The organism is Verrucomicrobiia bacterium (assembly GCA_019634625.1).
Lineage (GTDB): Bacteria > Verrucomicrobiota > Verrucomicrobiia > Limisphaerales > CAIMTB01 > CAIMTB01.
Genome location: JAHCBA010000014.1, coordinates 32,884 through 54,142, shown reverse-complemented (window position 1 = coordinate 54,142; position 21,259 = coordinate 32,884). Strand labels below are relative to the sequence as shown.

General features: G+C 67.8%; 16 protein-coding genes. 10 read left to right on the top strand and 6 right to left on the bottom strand.

Annotated features, from left to right (window positions below):
- Window positions 1-42 precede the first annotated feature (42 nt).
- Window positions 43-762, top strand: a complete 720-nt coding sequence (locus tag KF833_10465) for a lipoate--protein ligase family protein (protein ID MBX3745720.1) — start codon at window positions 43-45, stop codon at window positions 760-762.
- A gap of 18 nt (window positions 763-780) precedes the next feature.
- Here KF833_10465 and KF833_10460 read toward each other — a convergent pair whose 3' ends face one another.
- The gene (locus KF833_10460; GenBank protein MBX3745719.1) at window positions 781-2,103 is read right to left on the bottom strand and encodes a DUF1552 domain-containing protein; all 1,323 of its coding nucleotides are present in this window, start codon (window positions 2,101-2,103) and stop codon (window positions 781-783) included.
- Entirely contained in the window at window positions 2,103-4,550 is a 2,448-nt protein-coding gene (locus KF833_10455) for a DUF1592 domain-containing protein (protein ID MBX3745718.1), read from the bottom strand. The genes KF833_10460 and KF833_10455 overlap by 1 nt, the downstream gene beginning before the upstream one ends.
- 164 nt (window positions 4,551-4,714) lie before the next feature.
- On the opposite strand from KF833_10455, the gene KF833_10450 reads away from it, so the two are divergent.
- Window positions 4,715-5,056: a hypothetical protein gene (locus KF833_10450; protein ID MBX3745717.1), complete on the top strand. Its 342-nt coding sequence runs from the start codon at window positions 4,715-4,717 to the stop codon at window positions 5,054-5,056.
- 16 nt (window positions 5,057-5,072) lie between these two features.
- Here the strand turns inward: KF833_10450 and KF833_10445 are convergent, their stop codons facing one another.
- From KF833_10445 to KF833_10430, 4 genes are all read right to left on the bottom strand, one after another.
- Window positions 5,073-6,350, bottom strand: a complete 1,278-nt coding sequence (locus tag KF833_10445; GenBank protein ID MBX3745716.1) for a 6-phosphofructokinase — start codon at window positions 6,348-6,350, stop codon at window positions 5,073-5,075.
- A 104-nt stretch (window positions 6,351-6,454) separates the two neighbouring features.
- On the bottom strand, window positions 6,455-7,936 hold the full coding sequence (locus KF833_10440; GenBank protein MBX3745715.1) for a rhamnulokinase: 1,482 nt from the start codon (window positions 7,934-7,936) through the stop codon (window positions 6,455-6,457).
- Window positions 7,921-8,685, bottom strand: a complete 765-nt coding sequence (locus KF833_10435; GenBank protein MBX3745714.1) for a class II aldolase/adducin family protein — start codon at window positions 8,683-8,685, stop codon at window positions 7,921-7,923. The genes KF833_10440 and KF833_10435 overlap by 16 nt, the downstream gene beginning before the upstream one ends.
- A gap of 97 nt (window positions 8,686-8,782) precedes the next feature.
- Window positions 8,783-9,538, bottom strand: a complete 756-nt coding sequence (locus KF833_10430) for a hypothetical protein (protein ID MBX3745713.1) — start codon at window positions 9,536-9,538, stop codon at window positions 8,783-8,785.
- 174 nt (window positions 9,539-9,712) lie between these two features.
- Here KF833_10430 and KF833_10425 point away from each other — a divergent pair, with 174 nt between their 5' ends.
- The 8 genes from KF833_10425 (at window position 9,713) to KF833_10390 (ending at window position 21,221) form a co-directional block, all read left to right on the top strand.
- On the top strand, window positions 9,713-10,702 hold the full coding sequence (locus KF833_10425) for a tRNA-dihydrouridine synthase family protein (GenBank protein MBX3745712.1): 990 nt from the start codon (window positions 9,713-9,715) through the stop codon (window positions 10,700-10,702).
- 264 nt (window positions 10,703-10,966) lie between these two features.
- Window positions 10,967-11,794: an NIPSNAP family protein gene (locus tag KF833_10420; protein ID MBX3745711.1), complete on the top strand. Its 828-nt coding sequence runs from the start codon at window positions 10,967-10,969 to the stop codon at window positions 11,792-11,794.
- Window positions 11,795-12,090: 296 nt separating this feature from the next.
- Window positions 12,091-13,638 carry a pyruvate carboxylase subunit B gene (locus tag KF833_10415; GenBank protein ID MBX3745710.1) on the top strand — a complete coding sequence of 516 codons (1,548 nt, stop codon included), beginning with the start codon at window positions 12,091-12,093 and terminating at the stop codon, window positions 13,636-13,638.
- Between the two features lie 36 nt (window positions 13,639-13,674).
- The gene (locus KF833_10410) at window positions 13,675-15,834 is read left to right on the top strand and encodes an acyl-CoA mutase large subunit family protein (GenBank protein ID MBX3745709.1); all 2,160 of its coding nucleotides are present in this window, start codon (window positions 13,675-13,677) and stop codon (window positions 15,832-15,834) included.
- Window positions 15,835-15,891: 57 nt separating this feature from the next.
- Entirely contained in the window at window positions 15,892-18,081 is a 2,190-nt protein-coding gene (gene scpA, locus KF833_10405) for a methylmalonyl-CoA mutase (protein ID MBX3745708.1), read from the top strand.
- 65 nt (window positions 18,082-18,146) lie between these two features.
- A complete protein-coding gene (meaB, locus tag KF833_10400; GenBank protein MBX3745707.1) occupies window positions 18,147-19,202 on the top strand; it encodes a methylmalonyl Co-A mutase-associated GTPase MeaB in 1,056 nt (351 codons plus the stop codon).
- Between the two features lie 10 nt (window positions 19,203-19,212).
- A complete protein-coding gene (mce, locus tag KF833_10395; GenBank protein ID MBX3745706.1) occupies window positions 19,213-19,620 on the top strand; it encodes a methylmalonyl-CoA epimerase in 408 nt (135 codons plus the stop codon).
- Window positions 19,621-19,667: 47 nt separating this feature from the next.
- Entirely contained in the window at window positions 19,668-21,221 is a 1,554-nt protein-coding gene (locus tag KF833_10390) for an acyl-CoA carboxylase subunit beta (protein ID MBX3745705.1), read from the top strand.
- Window positions 21,222-21,259: the final 38 nt, after the last annotated feature.

Below are 21,259 nucleotides of genomic sequence, written 5' to 3'. Positions count from 1 at the left end.
GCTCCAATCAAATATGGGCCGTCAGCGGGTGGCGGGTGTGGCATGAAGGTGCTGGATTGCAGCGAATCATCGCCTGAAAGGGATCTGGCGCTGGACGAGGCGCTGCTGGAGGTGTGCGAGGAAGGGGGGGGGAGGGGGGTGTTGCGGTTGCACGCATCGGGCAGGACGCACGTGGTGGTGGGCTTTGGGAACCGCGTGGCGGCGGAGGTGGATGTGGAGGCGTGCGAGCGGGAGGGCGTGCCGGTCCTGAGGCGGGTCAGTGGGGGGGGCACGGTGGTGCTGGGGCCGGGATGCCTGGCGTATGCGTTGGTGCTGCCGATCGATGGGGAGCCGGAGCTGGCGAGTGTGACGGGGACGAACCGGTGGGTGATGGAGCGTCAGCGGGCGGCCCTGGAGTCCGTGTTGGGGCGACCGGTGGCGGTGGCCGGGCACACGGATCTGGTGGTGGACGGGAGGAAGTTCAGCGGCAACGCGCAACGGCGGCGTCGCCGGATGGTGCTGTTCCACGGGACCCTGCTGCTGGACTTCGATCTGCCGCGGATCGGGCGGTTGCTGCGGATGCCATCGCAGCAGCCGGAGTACCGCGAGGGCCGGGACCACGCGGGGTTCGTGACGAATCTCGGGGTGCCGGCCGGGGTGGTGAAGGAGGCATTGCGGCGGGCCTGGGGCGCGACGGAGCCTTGGGAGGTTCCGGTGGAGGGCACGGTGCAGCGCCTGATGGACGAGCGGTACGGTCAGGCGACCTGGCACCGGCGGCGTTGACGCGGATGGGAGAGGGGTTCAGCCGAGGGACAGCGGGCCGCCTTCGCAGAGGGTGGGATTGCCGAAGGTTTCGAGGCGATGCCCGACCGCGTGGGCGAGGGAGAGGAGGAAGCGGTTATGGGGGACGCGGTTGAGGCGGAGGGCCTGGCCCATGGGGAATCCGAAGCCGCCTCCGACGAGAACGAAGGGAATATCGTTGAGCGTGTGGGAATTGCCTTTGCCCAGCTCGTTGGTCCAGACGACGAGGGTGTGGTCGAGGAGGGAACCTTCGCCGCCGGGTTCGGGGGTGGTGTGGAGACGTTCGACGAGGTAGGCGAGTTCCTCGCAGAACCAGCGGTTGATGCGGACCAGCTTGTCCTGGGAGACGGCGTCGCTGTCGGGTTCGTGGGAGAGGGAGTGATGGCCGTCGCGGATATCGAGCCAGTTCATGCGGGCCTGACCGACGGACTTGGTGTACTGGAGCGTGGCCACGCGGGTCATGTCGTTGGCGAGGCTGTTGACCAGGAGGTCAATCTGCATGCGGGAGAGGCGGGGGACGTTGTCATTCTGGTCGGCGACGCCGCCTTCGAGGGCTGGGGGATCGGTGCGGAGGGGTTGGCGGCGGGCGTCGTCGATTTCACGTTCCATGCGGCGGACGAGGGACTCGTGCTGTTCGAGCATGTGCCGGTCTTCGCGGCTGACGTGGTTACGGACCTTGGCGAGGTCGGTGCGGACCTCGTCGAGGACGCTGCGGAGATGTTCGCGGTCGCGGATCTGCCCGTAGAGCTTGCGGTACATCTGGTACGGGTCGGAGATGGGGGCGACGGGCTGGTTGGGGCCGGCGTAGGACATGCGGGTCCAGGGGTCGGCACGGTCGGAGACGCCAACGCCGAATTCGAGGGAACCAAAGCGGGTGCGGGTTTCGGGGCGGCTTTGGAGGTGGCGGGCGATTTCCTGGTCGATGGAGATGCCGCGGGGCCAGCCGGCGGGGGTGTCGGAACCGCCCTGGATATTGCCGGGGAAGAGTTCGATGCCGGTCAGGAGGCAGGCCATGCCGCGCATGTGGTTGTCGCCATCGCCACGGACGCGATTGCAGAGGCCCTGGAGGACGAGGAGTTGGTCCTTCCAGGGGGCGAGGGGCTCCATGATCGACTTGAGGGCGAAATCCGGGCCGGAGGTGTCGGGCCAGAACTCGGGCGGGATGGTGCCGTTGGGGCTGAAGAGGATGATGAGGCGCTGTTTGGGGCCGGAGGCGGTGGAGAGGCCGAGGCTGGGAAGGCCGGTGAGGAAGGGGAGGGCGGCGGCGGAGACGCCGAGCTGACGGAGGAACTGTCGGCGGGCGAGAGGGCTGCGGGGCGTCATCATCGGGTGTGGGGGTGGGTTGGGGTTGCCGTTGGGGTTGAGAGGGAGGCGCTGGCGTTGACTTCGGGCCAGGCAGCGAGCGTGGCAATCTCGACCAGCAGGTGCGGGACGGAGAAATGCGAGTCGGCGAAGGTGTTTCGGAGCCGGGTCAAGATTTCGGGACCATAGGCAAGGGCCGGTTGCTTGACAACCTGATGAAACAGCATTTCGACGAAGGCCGTTTGGGCGGCGTGGCTGTCGGCGGCGTACCGGGCGAGGTCGCGGGCGCCTTGGAACCGGACAGGGCGGTCGTCGGGTCCGGGGAATTCCGAGGAGGCATCGACGGGGCGCCCGTCCTCCTCGGTGCGGAAACGGCCGACGGCATCGTAGTGTTCGAGGGCGAAGCCGAGGGGATTGATGATGGAATGGCAGCTCCAGCAGGCGTCGGGGCGGGTGAGTTCGGTGACTTTTTCGCGCATGGAGAGGGCGGGATCGAAGGCGGCGTCGTTGAACTCGACGGCTATCGGGGGTGAACGGAGCGGGCGTCCGACGACATTGCGGGCGAGGAAGACGCCGCGGTGGATGGGGGAGGTGTCGCGCGGGTAGGAGAAGACCGAGAGGAGGTAGGGGTGGGTGACGACGCCGAAGCGCGGTTCGTTGGCGGCCCGGGTTTTCACCCAGTCGGATCCGGGTCGGGGTTCGAGGTTATAGAACGTGGCGAGGCGTTCGTTGACCCAGAGGTCCGGGCGGAGGAGGAGATCGCGGAAACTGCCCGACCCGTTCCAGACGACGTCATCGAGGAAAAGGTCGAGGGAGGTGCGGAGATCGGCTTCGAGTTCCGGGGAGTAGCCGGGGAAGCGGTCGGGGTCTTTCGAGAAGTGGGGGCCGTGATGGAGGTCGAGCCAGTGGTGGAGGGCGTGGCGGAGTTTGGAGCGGGTGCGGGGATCGTGGAGCATCCGTCCAGCATGGCTTCGGACCTGTTCCCGGCTGTCCAGGGCGCCGCGCCGGGCGGCTTCGAGGAGGGCGCGGTCCGGGAGGGAATCCCAGAGCGCGTAGGAGAGCCGGGCGGCGACGGCGTGTGGATCCGAGGGGTCTTCGTGAAGGCCGAGGTAGAGGAAGTGAGGGGATTTGAGGGAGAGCAGGACGACGGTGCGGATGGCGTCTTCGGGGTTGGCAGCCCGGAGGAAAGGGGCATCGACCGTGCGTTGGCGTTCGTCGGGATCGAGGGGGCGTCGGAAGGCGGCCTCGACCCACTGGGCGGCGAAGGCGCGGATCCGGTCCGGGCGGTCGGCGTTTTGGGGCCGGGTGCGGGCGAAGGTGTCCAGGTGGGCGACGACATGGTCGGCCGCCTCGAGGGCGGCCTGGGTGGTGGCGTCGTCCCAGGCGCGGGAGATGGCGACGCCGCGTTCATACCCGACGCTGGCATCGTCGGGCGGGAAGGGGGTGGCGATGGCGAGGGTGACGGGACGGGACGCGGGCAGGAGCCGGTGGTTGGGGATGGGTTGGAGGGTGCCGCGGGGTGGTTTCCAGAGGAGGGAGACCGACGCGGATTCGTTGCGGTTGCGGACGAGTTCGAGGCGGAGGGGATAGGCGCGGCCTTCGAGGAGGCGGAGGGAGGCGGTATGGCGGCGGAGTCCGCCGGAGGCCACGGCGGCGTCGATGAGCGGCGTGGAGGGGTCGTTGATCCAGAGTCGGGCGCCGTTGGGGGTTTCCACGGCGAACTCGTGGAGGCCGGTATCGGCGGCCACGACGGAACCCGTCCAGCGGATGGCGAACTCGTCCGGGTTGATCCGTTCCGGGTCCGGGCTGTCGAGGCCGAAGTCGAGGTGGACGTTGGGATCGAGGCGTTCGAAGACGCGGCGATCGCGATTGAAGCCGCGTCCCTGGAAGTACTCGCCGCGCAGGCCGGCCTCGGGGGAGGTCGTTGGCGGGAAGGCGTCGCCATGGAAGCGGCCGGCGAGGTCGGCGACGGTGGTGAGGAACTGGCGGTTGGTGAGGCGGGAGAGTTCGATGCGGGCGGAGCGGCGCCGCTGGCGGGCTTCGGGCGAGTAGAAGGACTCGAAGAGGTACAGGGCGACCGCTGCGGCGTCCTCGCCGACGCAGGCGTCCGGGTCGTCGTCCGGCATGGTGCGGTCGATGATGCGGGTGAGGCGGGAGAGGGATTCGTCGCCTTCGAGGGGGCGGTCGTATTTGCCGGGGACACCCTGGGCATCGGAGCCGTGACAGGAGGCGCAGCGATCGAGGTAGAGGCGCCGGCCTAGGGCGAGGGGGTCTGCTGCGGCGGCGAGGGGGGCGAGGAAAGCCAGGAGGAGGGCGAGGACGGGGGGTGAGGGGAGGATGGGGCGCTTTTGGGTGAGGGGAGGGGCAGGGCCAGGGCCGGAGTTGCGAGGGGCGGGCGCCGAGAATGGGCGGCTGAACTCGGTTGGGCTCGCGGCGCGGGGCCGTCCGGTGGGACGGATTGGGTACATGGAGAGGGGAGCGCCTACGGCGAATGGCGTATGGATCTGCGGGGGCAGGTTGTGATAGACATGGCAGAGGCGGTTGGGAGGAGGGCTCTTGGCGGCGCGGAAGCGGCGGAGGACCCGTGGGATACGGCGACCGGACCGGCCGGAATCGGGAGCGAGGTGGTGGTATGAAGTGCTCGATTTGTTGCACCACGGAGGGGACGCGGAGGTTGGCACTCCGGACCGTTCGCACGGCGGTGCGGAACGGTTTCAACCCGTTCCGGGAGCGTGGGTTGGTGTCCGACTACATGTTGGGGCTGATGCCGCCGGGATTTCCCGGGCGATGGGCGGAGTCGGTCCTGCGGAAGGGCGAGGGCGAGGGCGAGGGCGGGAGCGGGGGCGAGGACGAGGTGGAGTGGGAAGTGTGCGGGCGGTGTGAGGAGCGGTTGGGACATTACCTGACTCCTGTGGGGGATGCGGTCTCGGAGCGGGCCCCGCGAGCCGTCGGCGTACGTCGGCCCGCGGGGTAAGGGGTCCGGGCCCGGTTCAGGAGCGTGGGGGGAGTTTCTTCTCGACGGGATTGCGGTCGAGGGTGACGAAGCGGGGCAGGCCGCCTTCCATGGGGGGGCGGACTTCGCCCTCGATGAGAGGGGCGGCGTACTCGACGAAGCGCTCATTGGGGAGGAATCCATCTTCGGAGACCCAGTCGCGGGGGACGAAGTGTTCCACGTTGGCGACTTCGGCGAGGGGCTGGAGGTCGCAGAACCAGCGGATGCCGGAATCGCCTTTTTGGCGGACGATTTTGACCATGAAGCCGCTTTTGCCGTCGATGGCGGCACGAACGGCGGCTTCGCCGCAGGAGAAGGCGTTGGAGATGTCGGTGAGACTGGCGCAGTGGGCGGCGGCGCGCTGGGCGTAGCCGAGGAGGATGGTGCGGGTCTTGGTGTTGAGTTTGCCCTGGATGAGTTCCTTGAGCTTCTCGGCGGCCCCGGCGAGGACCGGATGACCGAAGGCGTCGAGGCGGGAGGCATCGGCGCCGATTTCCTCGCCCTTTTCGTTGCGGATTCCTTCGCCGACGACCATGACGCAGAACTTGTGAGCGGCGATGGTCTCGCGGACACGCTCGACGAGGGCGTCGAGGTTATACTGGATCTCGGGGAGGAGGATGATGTGGGGCGGGAAGGCGGCGTTGCCGCGTTTGGCGAGGACGGTTCCGGCGGCGATCCAGCCGGCGGAACGGCCCATGACTTCGATGATGCAGCAGGAGCCGTCGTCGGTGGCCATGCTGCCGACATCGAGGCCGACCTCCATGACCGTGGTGGCGCAGTATTTCACGGCGGAGCCATAGCCGGGGCAGCTATCGGTGTGGGGGAGATCGTTGTCGATGGTTTTGGGGACTCCGATGGCGCGGAGATCGTAGCCGCGGCGGACGGCCTCCTCGTGGATCTTGTGGGTGGTATCCTGGGAATCGTTGCCGCCGGCGTAGAAGAAGTAGCGGATGTTGTGGGCTTGGAAGACCTCGAACAGGCGGTCCATGTCCTGGGCGGCCTTTTCGGGCTTCTTCTTGAAGTCGATCTTATAGCGGCAGGTGCCGAGGGCGGCGGCCGGGGTGGACTTGAGGCCCTCGATGGTTTTCTGGCGCTCGTCGTTGAGGTCGATGAGGTCCTCGTTGAGGATGCCGAGGATGCCGTTGAGGCCGCCGTAGATCTCCTCGATGAATTCGTGTCGTCCCGCTTCGGTGATGACGCCGGCGATGCTGGCGTTGATCGCGCAGGTGGGGCCGCCCGACTGGGCGACCAAGAGGTTTCCGGTGAGTTCTGCCATAAAAAAGTGTGCCTTGGACCGCGATCCAAGCCGTGGGCGCTGAGATCAGGGTCGCCCCGGCCGCTCAGGCGACGATGCCGACGGGGGGGGGAAGCGTCAAAAAGTTAATTGGCACCAAGCGTTTGGAAGCGGTGGTAGGCGGCGTTCCAAGGGTGGGCGGGTTCTGGATGGAAGACCTGGACGGGGAAGGAACGGCGGACGACGGCGCGCATGCTGGCGAGGGAGGGGAGGCGACCGAGGGCGAAGGCCTGGACCAGGACGTTGCCGGCGGCGGTGGCCTCGACGGGTCCGGCGTGAACGGGAATGCCAAGGGCGCTGGCGGTGAACTGGTTGAGGAGGGCGTTTTGGGAGCCGCCACCCACGATATGGAGGCGTTGGAGGGAGCGCCCGGTGACCTCCTGGATCTGATCCCGGGTCTGGCGGTAGAGGAGGGCAAGGCTTTCGAGGATGCAGCGGACCATGGCGCCGGGGGACTCCGGGACGGGTTCGCCCCGGTCGCGGCAGAACGCGGCGATGCGGTCCGGCATGCCGTCCGGGGCGAGGAAGCAGGGATGATCGGGCCGGATGAGGGAGCGGAAAGGCGGGGCGGCTTCGGCGAGGGCGACGAGTTGGGTGTAGTCGTGGGGGTGCCCGGCTTCGGTCCAGGCGCGGCGGCACTCCTGGAGGAGCCAGAGTCCGCTGATGTTCTTGAGGAGGCGAACGGTATTTCCGAACCCGATCTCGTTGGTGAAGTTCCGTTCGCGGGCGGCGGCGGTGAGGACGGGGGTTGGGCATTCGACGCCCATGAGGGACCAGGTGCCCGAGCTGAGGTAAGCCCAGTCGTCCCCTTCGGAAGGGACGCCGACAACCGCGGCGGCGGTGTCGTGAGAGCAGGAGGCGATCACCTCGGGTGGGGAGGCGGCGAGGCCGACGCGGGAGGCGAGGTCGGGGAGGAGTGGGCCGAGGCGCGTGCCGGACGGGACGATCGGAGGAAGGATTGATTGGGGCAGGTGGAGGGTGCAACAGAGGTGGGAGGACCAGGTACCGTCGGCGGGGCGGTAGAGCATCGAGGTGCTGGCGAGCGAGGCTTCGGCGACGGCGACGCCGGAGAGGAGGCGGTTGAAGCCGTCGCCGATGAGGAGGAGCCGGTCTGTCTGGGCGAGGCGGTCGGGGGCTTCGGCGGCAAGCTGGTAGAGGGTGTTGAGCGGCATGAACTGGATGCCGGTCTCGGCGAAGATCCCGGTCCAGGGGATCCGGGCGTGGGCGGCCGCGACGCCGCGGGCGGTGCGGGCATCGCGGTAATGGAAGGTGGGATGGACGATGGAGCCGTCGGCGCGGAAGAGAAGGTAATCGACACCCCAGGAATCGGTGCCGAGGGAGGACCAGGGGCGGTCAAGGGTGGCGGCGCGGGTGAGGGCGGTCTGGACATCCTGCCAGATGCGGGGGATGTCCCAGGTGAGGGAGTGGCCTTCACGGGTGGCGCCGGTGGAGAAGCGGTGGATTTCCTCGAGGGACAGTCGATCGCCTTCCAGGGTGGCGGCGATGAGGCGGCCGCTTTCGGCGCCGAGATCGAGGGCGAGGTGATGGGAAGTCAGCGGAGCTTCCATTGCTGCTGGCGATAGGTTTCGTCGGCGCGGCCCGCGATCCGATCGACGTGCTGCGGGGTGAGGAAGACGGGTCCGCCGAGGGCGGCGGCGCCGACGAAGATGGCGGCGGCCTTGACGGCCATGAGGGTGGTGGCGAGGACGGAGGGGGGATTGGGGCCGAGGGCGATGAGGCCGTGGTTTTGGAGAAGGATGAGGCGGGGCGGTTGTCCGAGTTTGTCGGCCAGCGCCCGGGTGCGGTCGCGGATTTCGCGGGCGAGGGGAAGTCCGGGATCGGTGTAGGGGACGAACACGGAGGCGGGGCCGCAGACCACGATTTCGTCAGGGAACATGCGGCGCTCGGAGAAGTCGCGAGCGCGCGGGGAACAGAGGACGCGATTGACGTCGAGGGGATGGGTGTGTCCGACGCAGTGGACTCCATCGAGGGAGAGGAGCCAGGCGTGGAAGACGCTTTCGATGCTGGGCTGGCGGGCATCGGGATCGACGCGGCTGGAGCGGAGGGTTTCGGAGATTTCGGCGTCGGTGGCGTGTTTCCGGTCGAGGAGGGCGAGAAGCGGCGGGGTATGACAGAGGGTGAGGTCGGCCGGTTGGAGAGTGGCCAGCGAGGCGCCGCTGGCTTTGACCGCCATGCGGCCATCGCCCATGCGGGCGGAGGTGTTGCCCTCGCCGAGAATGGCGAGATGCCGGTCATCGCGCCCCAGTTCGCGGGAGAGGGAGACGAGCGCGTCGAGGTCCGGTTGCACGGGCGCGATTCAAGGGCGCGGTGCGGGGTTGCGCAAAGGGGAAAAGGCGGGGAAGGGCAGGTTGGGGTCCCGGGACGGCCCGGGAGTGTGCCGGGGGGCGCGGGGATCAGCGTGGGGCGGAATCCGCCAGACCGGGATTGACAAGTTGCATGGTGTCGTCGCCCATGGCGACACCGTACACGCGGCTTCGATTGAGGAAGGGGATGATGGACGGATCGATCGAGACGCTGGCCACCACGGGGATGAGCTGGTGGTGGGCGTATTCCGGAAGGAACTCGGGGATAAGACGCACCGCGTCGAGGAATTCCCGGACCTTGTCGGCGCCGAGGCGACGCTTGGCCTCGACGATCATCAGGTGCCGTTGGCCGGCGGCGAGGAGATCGATTTCGATGGAGCGCCCGCGGTCTGCGGGGTGGGTTTGGCGGAAGCGCTGGGCGACGCGGATCACGGGGTCGTCGGGGAAGATTTCCGAGGCGATGCGGCGGGCGTTGGGGGCCACCATGTCCTCGACGAGGGTGCCCATGCTGTCGGAAGCCTCGGCCAGGCGTTTGTTGAAGTCCCTTCGGTCTTTTTCCGCCTGCTGACGGTCCCTGTCCGCCTGCTGACGGTCCCTGTCCGCCTGCTGACGGTCCCTGTCCGCCTGCTGACGATCCTTGTCTGCCTGCTGGCGATCCCTGTCCGCCTGCTGGCGATCCTTCTCTGCCTGACGCTGCATTTCGAGGAGGATGGCGTCGGTGCGGAGGTTGCTGGCGCGAATTTCAGCGGTGCTGGCACGAATATCGGCCAGCGCCTCTTCGGTTCGCTCCATGAAGGAGGCGAAGACGCGTTCGAGTCGATCCACCCGTTCCACGACTTCCATCATTGGATTTGAACGATCATGGGTGGGGTGCGGTTGTGTCAATGCGGATGGGTTCCGGAGGATTCAGGTCGCGGAGGGGTGGGCGGACGTGGTAGGGGAGGGGGCTCGATGAAGGAAGGGTTGGCAGAGATGGAGGCGTTGCTGGCGGGACGGGAGCCGGTGTTGGCGCTGGCGCCGATGCAGGACATCACGGATCTGCCGTTCTGGCGGATCATGGCGGCGCGGGGAGGGGCGGATGTGTATTTCACGGAGTATTTCCGGGTGCATGCGACGGCGCGGCTGGACCGGACGATCCTGCGGTCGGTGACGGAGAATCCGACGGGGCGCCCGGTGGTGGCGCAGTTGATGGGGAACGATGTGGAGGCGCTGGCGCGGGCGGCGCGGGAGTTGCAGCGGTACCCGGTGGCGGGCATCGATCTCAACCTGGGGTGTCCGGCGCCGGTGGTGTATCGGAAGTGCGCGGGGGGAGGGTTGCTGCGGTTTCCGGAGCGGGTGGATGCCGTGCTGGGAGCGTTGCGGGAGGCGGTGACGGAGGTGAAGTTCACGGTCAAGACCCGGCTGGGTTTCGACGATCCGCGGACGATCGAGACCCTGCTGCCGATCTTTGCGCGGCATCGTCCCGATCTGGTGACCGTCCATGGGAGGACGGTGAAGGAGATGTATCGTCCGCAGGTGCATGTGGATGGGATTGCGCGGGCGGCGCGGGAGCTTGGCTGTCCGGTGCTGGCGAACGGCGGAGTGGATTCGCCGGAGCGTGCGGAGCGGATGCTGCGGGAGTCGGGGGCGCGGGGATTGATGATCGGGCGGGGGGCGATTCGGAACCCGTGGTTGTTCGACCAGATCCGGGCGCGGTGGCGCGGACAAAGGGTTCGGGTGCCGACGGGGCGCGAGGTCCTGGCGTACGTGCGGGATCTGTGGGAAACGACGGCGCCGGCGGGACTGGACGCGGCGAAGCAGGTCCAGAAGCTGAAGAAGTATCTGAATTTCCTGGGGGAGGGGGTCGAGCCGAGCGGGCGGTTTCTGGAGTCGATGCGGAGGGTTCGGACCGAGGAGGAGTTGTTTGGGGTGGGGGAGGAATGGCTGGATCACGACCGGCCGATGGAATTGGTGCCGGGGGGGCGCGAGGGGGAAGCGGGCGTGGCAGCGGGCGTGGAGCGCCAGCCGTAGCCATGCAGCAAGGTCGGTGTCGAAATCGAAATCGATTCAGATTCTTTGAAAGATTTCGGCGGTTCGTCGCGTTATCCGGGCGACGCCAAGGAGGGCGTCACCGGGTGGGGACCCGCGAGGGGCCCGGTGGGCCCGCCTTCCCGGGCCGGGGCCGGGAGGGCGGGCCAATCCCGTTGGGCCCCCGGGTTATGTGGAAGCCTGGGATTGAACTTTGGGTGGGAACGGCGCATGGGACAGGGGCTGACACGAACCGAAGACGATCCCATGAACCGACGTGATTTTCTTTCCTCGACGGCCGCCACGGCGGCGGTGACGACGGCCCTGGCGGCGGCGGGTCCGGCTGCCAACCCGGCTGCAAACGGTGCGGCGGCCCCGGCGGCCCCGGCGGCGCGGGAGTATTACGAGTTGCGGCGCTACCATCTGCGGAGGGGTCCGCGCCAGGCGGTGTTCGAGAACTACCTGGAGAAGGCGTGGCTGCCGGCGATGAAGCGTTTGGGCATCGGACCGATCGGGGTGTTCCATGTGATGGTCGGGCCGGGCAGTCCGAGTGTGTACGTCCTGATTCCGTATGCGTCGATGGAGGTGTATGCGTCGGTCGGGGCGCGGTTGCGGGAGGATGGGGAGTATCGGGCGGCGGCGGCGGAGGCGGGCGGCGCTCCGGCGAGCGATCCGGTCTATCAGCGGGTGGAGAGCAGCCTGCTGGGATCGATTGCCAGTGTGCCGCGGTTGGAGGTGCCGGTGCAGAAGCGGGAAGGGAGGGGCAGGATTTTCGAGTTGCGGGTGTACGAGAGCCACAGCAAGCGGGCGAACCTGAAGAAGATCGAGATGTTCGACATCGGGGAGACCGCGTTGTTCCGGCGGACCGGACTGACGCCGGTGTTTTTCGGTGAGGCACTGATCGGGGGGCGGTTGCCGAACCTGACGTACCTGCTGGTGTTCGACGATCTGGCGGCGCGGGACCGGGCGTGGCGGACGTTTGCGGGGGATCCGGAATGGAAGACCCTGAGCAGCACGTCGGGCTTCACGGATCCGGAGATTGTGACGGACATCAGCAACCAGCTGCTGCGACCGGCGGGGTACTCGGAGGTGTGAGCCGGGTCCATGTGGGTGATTAGTTTCTGTGGTTTCTACGATGTTTGTGAATTAGCGATGCTTTCATTCTGCCGGAGGCCGGGGGCCGGGGCCGGAATCGGGTTGGGCAGGTGTGAATGGCTTGCTATCAGCCGGTTGCACGAGGGATGATCGGCGTCATTCGGTCTGTTGATGACAAAAGGTGGTCAGGTCTCGCCAAGGGAGGCGAAGCGGGCTGGGGGTGGGGGGGCCAAGGTGGCCGGGGCCGGGGGGAACGACCCGGCGCAGGTGGAACGCGAAAGAGAGAAGGACTTGATGTGAGCGCCCAACCGGTACTCTTCAACAACACGGTGCTGCGGGATGGACACCAGTCGATGGCGGCGACGCGGATGACGACCGCCCAGATGCTGCCACCGGCTCCAATACTGGACGGGATGGGATTCCACGGGCTGGAGACCTGGGGAGGGGCGACGATCGACTCGTGTCTGCGGTTTCTCGGGGAGAACCCGTTTGAACGGCTGCGGGCGGTGAAGAAGGCGGCGCCGAAGACGCCGCATCTGATGCTGTTGCGGGGGCAGAACATCGTGCAGTACGCGAGTTTTCCCGACGACGTGGTGGAGGCGTTTGTGAAGTGCACGGCCGATGCGGGGATGGACATCTTCCGGATCTTCGACGCGTTGAATGACGTGCGGAACCTTCAGACGGCGATCCGGGCGGTGAAGCGGTGCGGCAAGCATGCGCGGGGGGAGTTGTGCTACACGATCAGCCCGGTGCACACGGTGGAGAACTTTGTGAAGATGGGGGTCGAACTCGAGTCGATGGGCTGCGATTCGATCGCCATCAAGGACATGTCGGGGATACTTCAGCCGCAGGTGACCTACCGGATGGTGAGCGAATTGAAGCGCAAGGTGGGGATTCCGCTGACGGTGCACACCCACGACACGGCGGGGTTGGGGGCGGCGAGTTACCTGGCGGCCATCGAGGCGGGGGTGGATGCGGTCGAGGTATCGATCGTGCCATTTGCCAACGGAACCTCGCAGCCGGACACGCAGCGGATGCTGGCGTTGCTCGACGGGCATCCGCGGTGTCCGTCGTTCGATGGTGCCAAGCTGACGGAACTGCGGGGCTACTTCGAGGGGGTGTACCGGGAGTTGGGGCAGTTCACGAGTCCGGCCAACGAGCGGGTGGACTCGGACATTCTGATCTACCAGGTGCCGGGCGGGATGCTTTCGAACTTCCGGAACCAGCTCAAGGAGCAGGGGATGGCGGAGCAGTTCGACGACGTGGTGCGGGAGATCCCGGTGGTGCGCGAGGCGCTGGGCTGGGTGCCGCTGGTGACGCCGACCTCCCAGATCGTCGGGACGCAGGCGATGATGAACGTGAAGTTCGGGCGCTGGAAGATGATCTGCCAGCCGGCCCAGGACATCGCGTTGGGCAAGTACGGCCGGACGCCGGGCCCGATCGCCCCGGACGTGCTGGCGCAGGTGGAGCGGCAGACCGGCAAGCGGCCGATCGACGGGCGTCCGGCGGACCTGTTGGAGCCGGGGCTGGAGAAGTACCGGAGCCAGTGCGGGGCGAAGGGATTGCCGACCGACGACGAGACGGTGGTGTTGTTCGCGATGTTCCCGCAGCAGGTCGAGGCGCTGATCAAGCAACCCCCGGCCAAGCCTGCCGGCGCGGATGCCTCCAAGGCCGCTCCATCGGCGCCCGCGGCTTCGGCGGCCACTCCGGCCCCGGCGGCCACTCGGGCCCCGGCGGCCGCATCGCCGGCGGGGGCTCCAGCGTCCGGCGGGCGTGGACGCAACCTGGTCCTGACATTGAACGGCACGCGACACCAGGTGACGGTGGAGACCCTGGAAGGCTGAGAGCGGGTGCCGGGCGAATTGAAGCGAATCCCATCCATGAGCGACACGACGCCTGCCAATCCGTCTGCCGGGGCCCTGTTGTCCGAATTCCCACCGGCCGGGTACGACACGTGGAAGGCGTTGGTGGAGGCGGAGCTCAAGGGGGCGCCGTTCGAGCGGCGCATGGTGACGGAGCTGGTGGAAGGGATTGCGTTGCGGCCGATTTACCGGGCAGAGGATGCGGAGGGGGTGGCGCATGCGGGGTCGCTGCCGGGGTTTGCGCCGTACGTGCGCGGCACGCGGGCTGCGGGGTATCTGGACCAGCCCTGGGAGGTGTCGCAGGAGATTGCGGCGTCGAGTCCGGCTGAATTCAACGATGCGGCGCGGGCGGGGCTGGGGCGGGGACTGACGGCGCTGAACATGGTGCTCGACCGGGCGACGCGGAACGGGGCGGACCCGGACTGGGCGGAGGCATCGGACGTGGGGGCGGGCGGCCTGTCGCTGGCCTCGCTGGACGATCTCGACCGGGCGCTGGAGGGGATCGATCTGGAGTCCACGCCGCTGTTCATCCGGTCCGGGGCGTCGGGGATGCCGGTGGCGGCGTTGCTGGTGGCGCTGGCGCGGCGGCGCGGGGACGATGTGCGGTGTCTGCGGGGCTGTGTGGAGGTGGATCCGCTGGGGGTGCTGGCGCACGAGGGGCGGCTGGCGCAGTCGTTGTCGGGGGCGTACCGGGAGATGGCGTCGTTGACGGCGTGGGGTGCGGCGCATGCGCCGCGGTTGCAGACGATCTGCGTGCACAGCCGGGCGTGGCATGAGGCGGGGGGGCACGCGGTGCAGGAACTGGCGTTCGCGCTTGCCACGGCGCTGGAGTATGCGCGGGCGATGGCGGGGGCGGGGTTGGGGATCGACGTGGTGGCGCCGCGGCTGCGTTTTGCGTTCACGGTGGGGAGCCGGTATTTCGTGGAGATTGCCAAGCTGCGGGCGGCGCGGCTCCTGTGGGCGCGGCTGGTATCGGTGCTGGGGGGAGGGATGGAGGCGCAGCGGGCGACGCTGCATGTGCGGACGGCGCACTTCAACAAGACGGCGTTTGATCCGTACGTGAACCTGCTGAGGACGACGGTCGAGGCGTTTGCCGGGGTTCTGGGCGGGTGCGACAGCATGCAGGTGGGCGGGTTCGACGAAGTGATCCGGTCACCGGACGAGTTTTCGCAGCGGGTGGCACGGAACCAGCAGTTGGTGTTGCGGGAGGAATGTCACCTGACGCGGGTGATCGATCCGGCGGGGGGCTCGTGGTACGTCGAGTGGCTGACCGATGCGCTGGCGCGACGGGCCTGGGAACTGTTCCAGGAGGTGGAGAAGCGGGGCGGGATGGCCGAGGCCATGCGCTCCGGGTGGCCGCAGCTCGAGGTGGCACGGGTGGCGCAGGGTCGGTTGCAGGCGGTGGCGCGGCGACGGGAAAGCGTGGTGGGCACCAACGTCTATGCGCAGGTCGGGGAGAAGGCCTTGGGCGCCGTGGAGACGGACCGGGCGACGTTTCATCGGCGCCGGGTGCGGGAGGTGACGGACGTGCGGACGGCGGCGGAGGGGCAGCACCAGATGGTGCTGGACCGGCTGGCCGGGGTGCTGGGGCAATCGGAGGCGGCGCTGTTCCAGGCCTGCAGCGAGGCGGTGGAGGCGGGGGCGACGCTGGGCGAAGTGACGCGTGCGGTGCGGATCGAGGACCAGCTGGAGACTCCGATCACGCCGGTGTGTCTCGTCCGGCTGGCCGAGGGATTCGAGCGGGTGCGGCGGGCGGTCGAGGTCCGGGCGGCGGAGGGCGAGGGACGTCGGCCGGCGGTGTTTCTGGCGAACTTCGGGCCGTTGAAGCAGCACAAGGCGCGGGCGGATTTCGCGCGGGGATTTCTGGAGGCGGGAGGGTTCAAGGTGATTTCGCCGGCGGGATTCCGGACGGCGGAAGAGGCGGCGGCGGCGGGGGATGCGGCGGGGGTGGAGGCGGTGTGCCTGTGTTCGACCGACGAGACGTATCCCGAGTGGGTGCCGGCATTCATGGCGGTGTGGCGGGCACGGCGGCCGGGGGTGCCGGTGCTGCTGGCCGGGCATCCGTCGGAGCAGGTGGAGGCGTTGAAGGCGGCCGGGGTGGAGGATTTCATCCATTTGCGGGCCGACGCCCTCGAGGTGTTGAAGCGGCTGGCGGCGCGACTGGGGGTGGCACCGTGAGGCATGGCAGGGAGCGGATCGAGGACCGGCGAAGCGCGGCAGAAGGAGAAACACGCGATGCAATCGTTTCCTGATTTCACCCGGGTGGACTACGAGGCGACGGCGGGATCGGCCACATGGGCCGACTGGGCCGAGGCGGTGCGGCGCGAGACCGGGAAGACCGTGGAGGAGTGGGTGGAGCGGACGCTGGAGGGGATCGATGTGCGGCCGCTGTACGGGGCCGGGGACCTGGAGGAGTGCGAACACCTTGGGGGAATGCCGGGAGTGCCGCCCTATGTGCGGGGCCCGTACGGGTCGATGTACGTATCGCGACCGTGGACGGTGCGGCAGTACGCTGGGTTCTCGACGGCGGAGGAATCGAACGCGTTTTACCGGAGGAACATTGCGGCCGGGCAGCAGGGGTTGTCGGTGGCCTTCGATCTGCCGACGCACCGGGGGTACGACTCGGATCATCCGCGGGCGTTTGCGGACGTGGGGAAGGCGGGGGTGGCGGTGGACTCGATCCTCGACATGAAGCTGCTGTTCGACGGGATCCCGCTGGACCGCATCTCGGTGTCGATGACGATGAACGGGGCGGTGCTGCCGGTGATGGCGTTCTACGTGGTGGCGGCGGAGGAGCAGGGGGTGCGGATGGATCAGCTTTCGGGGACGATCCAGAACGACATCCTGAAGGAGTACATGGTGCGGAACACCTACATCTATCCGCCCGCCTCCTCGATGCGGATTGTCGCCGACATTTTCGCGTTCGCCTCGCGGAACATGCCGCGGTTCAACTCGATCTCGATCTCGGGGTATCACATGCAGGAGGCCGGGGCGCCGGCGGATCTGGAGATGGCGTACACGCTGGCGGACGGGTTGGAGTATGTGCGGGCGGGGTTGAAGGCGGGGATCGACATCGACGCCTTTGCGCCGCGGCTCTCGTTTTTCTGGGCGCAGGGGAAGCACTACTTCATGGAGGTGGCGAAGATGCGGGCGGCACGGGCGTTGTGGGCGAAGCTGATCCGGGGATTCGAGCCGAAGAACGCCAAGTCGATGGCCTTGCGGACGCATTCGCAGACCTCGGGCTGGTCGCTGACCGAACAGGATCCGTACAACAACGTGGCGCGGACCTGCATCGAGGCCATGGCGGCGGCCCTGGGGCACACGCAATCGCTGCACACCAACTCGCTGGACGAGGCCATCGCCCTGCCGACGGATTTCTCGGCGCGGATTGCCCGGAACACGCAGCTTTTCCTGCAGGAGGAGACGGGGATCACGCGGGTGATCGATCCGTGGGCGGGATCGTTTTTTGTGGAGGCCTTGACGCACGAACTGATGCGGCGGGCGTGGGGCCACATCCGGGAGGTGGAGGCGCTGGGCGGGATGGCGAAGGCGATCGAGACGGGGTTGCCCAAGCTGCGCATCGAGGAGGCGGCCGCGCGGCGGCAGGCGCGGATCGATTCGGGCCAGGAGGCGATCATCGGGGTGAACCGTCATCGCCTGGACAAGCAGGAGGCGCTGCCGGTGCTGGAGGTGGACAACACCACCGTGCGCCAGTCGCAGATCCAGCGGTTGCAGCAGTTGCGGTCGAACCGGGACGCGGCCCGGGTCCGAACGGCGCTGGAGGCGTTGGAGCGGGCGGCGGCGGACGGGGGCGGGAACCTGCTGGAACTGGCCATCGAGGCGGCGCGGGCCCGGGCGAGTCTGGGCGAGATTTCGTCGGCGTTGGAAACCCATTTCGGCCGCCACCAGGCGGTTCATCGCACCGTGAGCGGCGTGTATCAGTCCGAGTTCGGGGCCACCGACGACATCCGGTCGGTGCGCACGTTGACCGACGGGTTTGCCGAGCGGCACGGCCGGCGTCCGCGGATCCTGATTGCGAAGATGGGACAGGACGGGCACGACCGGGGCGCCAAGGTGGTGGCGACGGCGTATGCGGATCTGGGGTTCGATGTCGATATCGGGCCGTTGTTCCAGTCGCCGGAGGAAGCCGCGAAGATGGCGGTGGAGAACGACGTGCACATGGTGGGGATCAGTTCGCTGGCGGGGGGGCACAAGACGTTGCTGACGCAGTTGCGCGAGGAACTGGGGAAGGTGGGGAGGGACGACATCATGGTCATTGTGGGCGGGGTGATCCCGCCGCAGGACTATGGCTTCCTGAAGGAGCACGGGGCGGCGGCGGTGTTTGGTCCGGGCACGCGGATTCCGCAGGCGGCCCGGGAGATGCTCGAGGAACTGGAACGGCGCCTGGGAGGTGCGGGCGCATGACGGCGCCGGCCATGATGGGGCTCCCGGACTGGCTCGCCACCCTGGGTTCGGTGTGGAATGGGGCCATGCGAGCGCATGGGGCGAAGGCATCGATGGGGATGGGAGTGGACGACTATGTGGCGGGCGTGCGGCGGGGGGACCGGGCGGTGCTGGCGCGGGCGATCACCTTGATCGAGAGCACCAGTGCGCGGCACCAGGGAATGGCGCGGGACGTGCTGGAACAGTTGTTGCCGGCCACCGGGCGGTCGCGTCGGGTGGGGATCACCGGAGTGCCCGGGGTGGGCAAGAGCACCTTCATCGAAGCCTTGGGACTGCATCTGTGCGGGCGCGGGTTGAAGGTGGCGGTGCTGGCGATCGACCCGACCAGCACGTTGTCCCGGGGGAGCATTCTCGGGGACAGGACGCGGATGGAACGGCTGAGCGGGGAACCGAATGCGTTCATCCGGCCGTCGCCGGCGGGGGGAACGCTGGGCGGGGTGGCACGGCGGACGCGGGAGACGTTGCTGCTGTGCGAGGCGGCCGGGTTCGAGGCGGTGCTGGTCGAGACCGTCGGGGTGGGACAGAGCGAGGTGACGCTGCGGTCGATGGTGGATTTCTTTCTGCTGCTGTTGCTGCCGGGGGCGGGCGACGATTTGCAGGGCATCAAGCGGGGGATCATGGAGATGGCGGACGCGGTGTTGATCAACAAGGCGGACGGGGAGAACCGGGCGCGGGCGGAATCGGCCCGATCCGAGCAGGCCATGGCGCTCCATCACCTGGCGCCGGCGACGGCGGGCTGGGCGCCGGAGGTGGGGTTGTGTTCGGGGCGGACGGGGGAGGGGATCCCGGAATTCTGGGCGATGGTGGAACAGTTTTACGGGGTGTTCGAGGGGAACGGCGGGATTGCCGCGAGGCGCCGGGAGCAATCGATGCAGTGGCTGGAGGAGACCTTGAGTGATGCGTTGGTCACGCGGTTCCGGCGGCATCCGGAGGTCCGTTCGAGGCGGCCGGACATCGAGCGTGCCCTGGCGGCGGGGGAGATCGGCGTGGCCGAGGCGGCGGCGCGGCTTCTGGAGATTTTTCAGCAGACACCTGCGGGCGAACCTGGGGGGACGTTCTCCGGGACCGGCCGCCAACCTTGAACGGACCCCCATGCTTCAGCGAATCGATCATCTTGGAATCGCGGTGAAATCCCTGGCCGAGGCCATCCCGTACTACGAGAAGGCACTTGGATTGAAGTGCGAGCATGTCGAGGAGGTGCCCTCCCAGAAGGTGCGGACCGCCTTTTTTCCCTGCGGCGAGGTGCATCTGGAGTTGCTCGAGCCGACCGATCCGGAAAGTCCGATTGCGAAGTACCTCGAGAAGAATCCGTCCGGTGGCATCCATCACATCGCCTTCGCGACGGACGGGATCGAGGCGCAGTTGCAGCAGGCGCGGGACGCCGGGGTGCGGTTGGTGCACGAGGTCCCTGTGGACGGCGCGGGGGGCAAGCAGGTGGCCTTTCTCCATCCGAAATCGACCTTCGGCGTGCTCACCGAATTCTGCATGCCCAAACCCTGAGGGAAACCACGCGAACGCTTTCTTCCGACATCAACCCGACTGACCCTATGCCCATCGCCCAAGCCCTGCTCGACGAACTCAACCAGCGACGTGGTGTTGCCCAGGCCGGAGGCGGCCAGGACAAGCTCGAGGCCCGCCGGCAGAAGGGAGTGATGACCGCGCGGGACCGGATTGGCGCCCTGTACCAGCCGGGGACCTTTCAGGAATGGGGTCTGCATGCCGAGCATGACTGCCATCATTTCGGAATGGAGAAGAAGTCGCTGGCGGCGGATGCGGTGGTGACCGGGGTGGGGTTGACGGACGGGAGGGTGGTGGCGGCGTTCAGCCAGGACTTCACGGTTGCGGGCGGTTCGCTGGGCCGGATCCATGCCAAGAAGATCTGCGACCTGATGGAATACGCGCTGAAGGTCGGGTGCCCGATCGTGGGCTTCAACGACTCCGGCGGGGCGCGGATCCAGGAGGGGGACGATTCGTTGTCCGGGTACGGGCAGGTGTTCTTCCGGAACGTGCTGGTGTCGGGCGTGGTGCCCCAGATTGCGATCATCTCGGGACCGTGCGCGGGAGGGGCGGCGTATTCGCCGGCGCTGATGGACTTCATCATCATGGTGAAGGGCACCTCGAACATGTTCATCTGCGGACCCGAGGTGATCCAGGCGGCGACGGGGCAGAAGTGCACCATGGACGACATCGGGAGCGCGGTGGCCCACGCAACGGTCAGCGGGAACATCCATTTCGTGGCGGAGAACGACACCCACGCCGTGCAGATCGCCCACCGGCTGTTGTCGTACCTTCCCTCGAACAACGTCATGGACCCGCCGCATCAGCCGACCCAGCCGGTCGATCTGCAGCCGGACCCGGGAATGAACGACCTGCTGCCGGCGACCTCGAAGGACCCGCTGGACATTCTCAAGGTGATCGCGCGGTTGGTGGATCACGGCGACTTCCTGGAAGTGCAGCGGGACTGGGCACGCAACATTGTGGTCGGGTTCGCCCGCATCCAGGGGGTGGTGGTGGGGATCATCGCCAACCAGCCGGCGGTCAAGGCGGGAACCCTCGACATCGACGCCTCGGACAAATCGGCCCGGTTCATCCGGTTCTGCAATGTCTTCAATATTCCCCTGGTGACCCTGGTGGACGTGCCGGGTTTCCTGCCCGGCGTGCAGCAGGAACGGGGCGGGATCATCCGGCACGGCGCGAAGATGCTGTTCGCCTACGCGGCGGCCACGGTGCCGAAGATCACCGTGATTCTGCGCAAGGCCTATGGCGGCGCCTACCTCGCGATGTGCAGCGGAGACATGGGAGCGGACGTCGTTTATGCGTGGCCCACCGCGGAGATCGCGGTGATGGGCGCGGAAGGGGCGGTCAAGATCCTGTACAAGCGCGAGATCGCCGCCGCGGCGGATCCGAAGGCCAAGGAGGCCGAGCTGGTCGAGGAATACCGGCGCCGCTTCTGTTCGCCCTATGAGGCGGCCCAGAAGGCGATGATCACCGATATCATCGAACCGTCCGAGACCCGGGCCACGGTGGCCATGGCGCTGCGGAACACCCTGACCAAGCGGGAGACCCGCCCGCCGAAGAAGCACGGCTCCATTCCCCTGTGATGGCGGCCCGGTGTTGACCTGGAACCCCTGCGGAATCA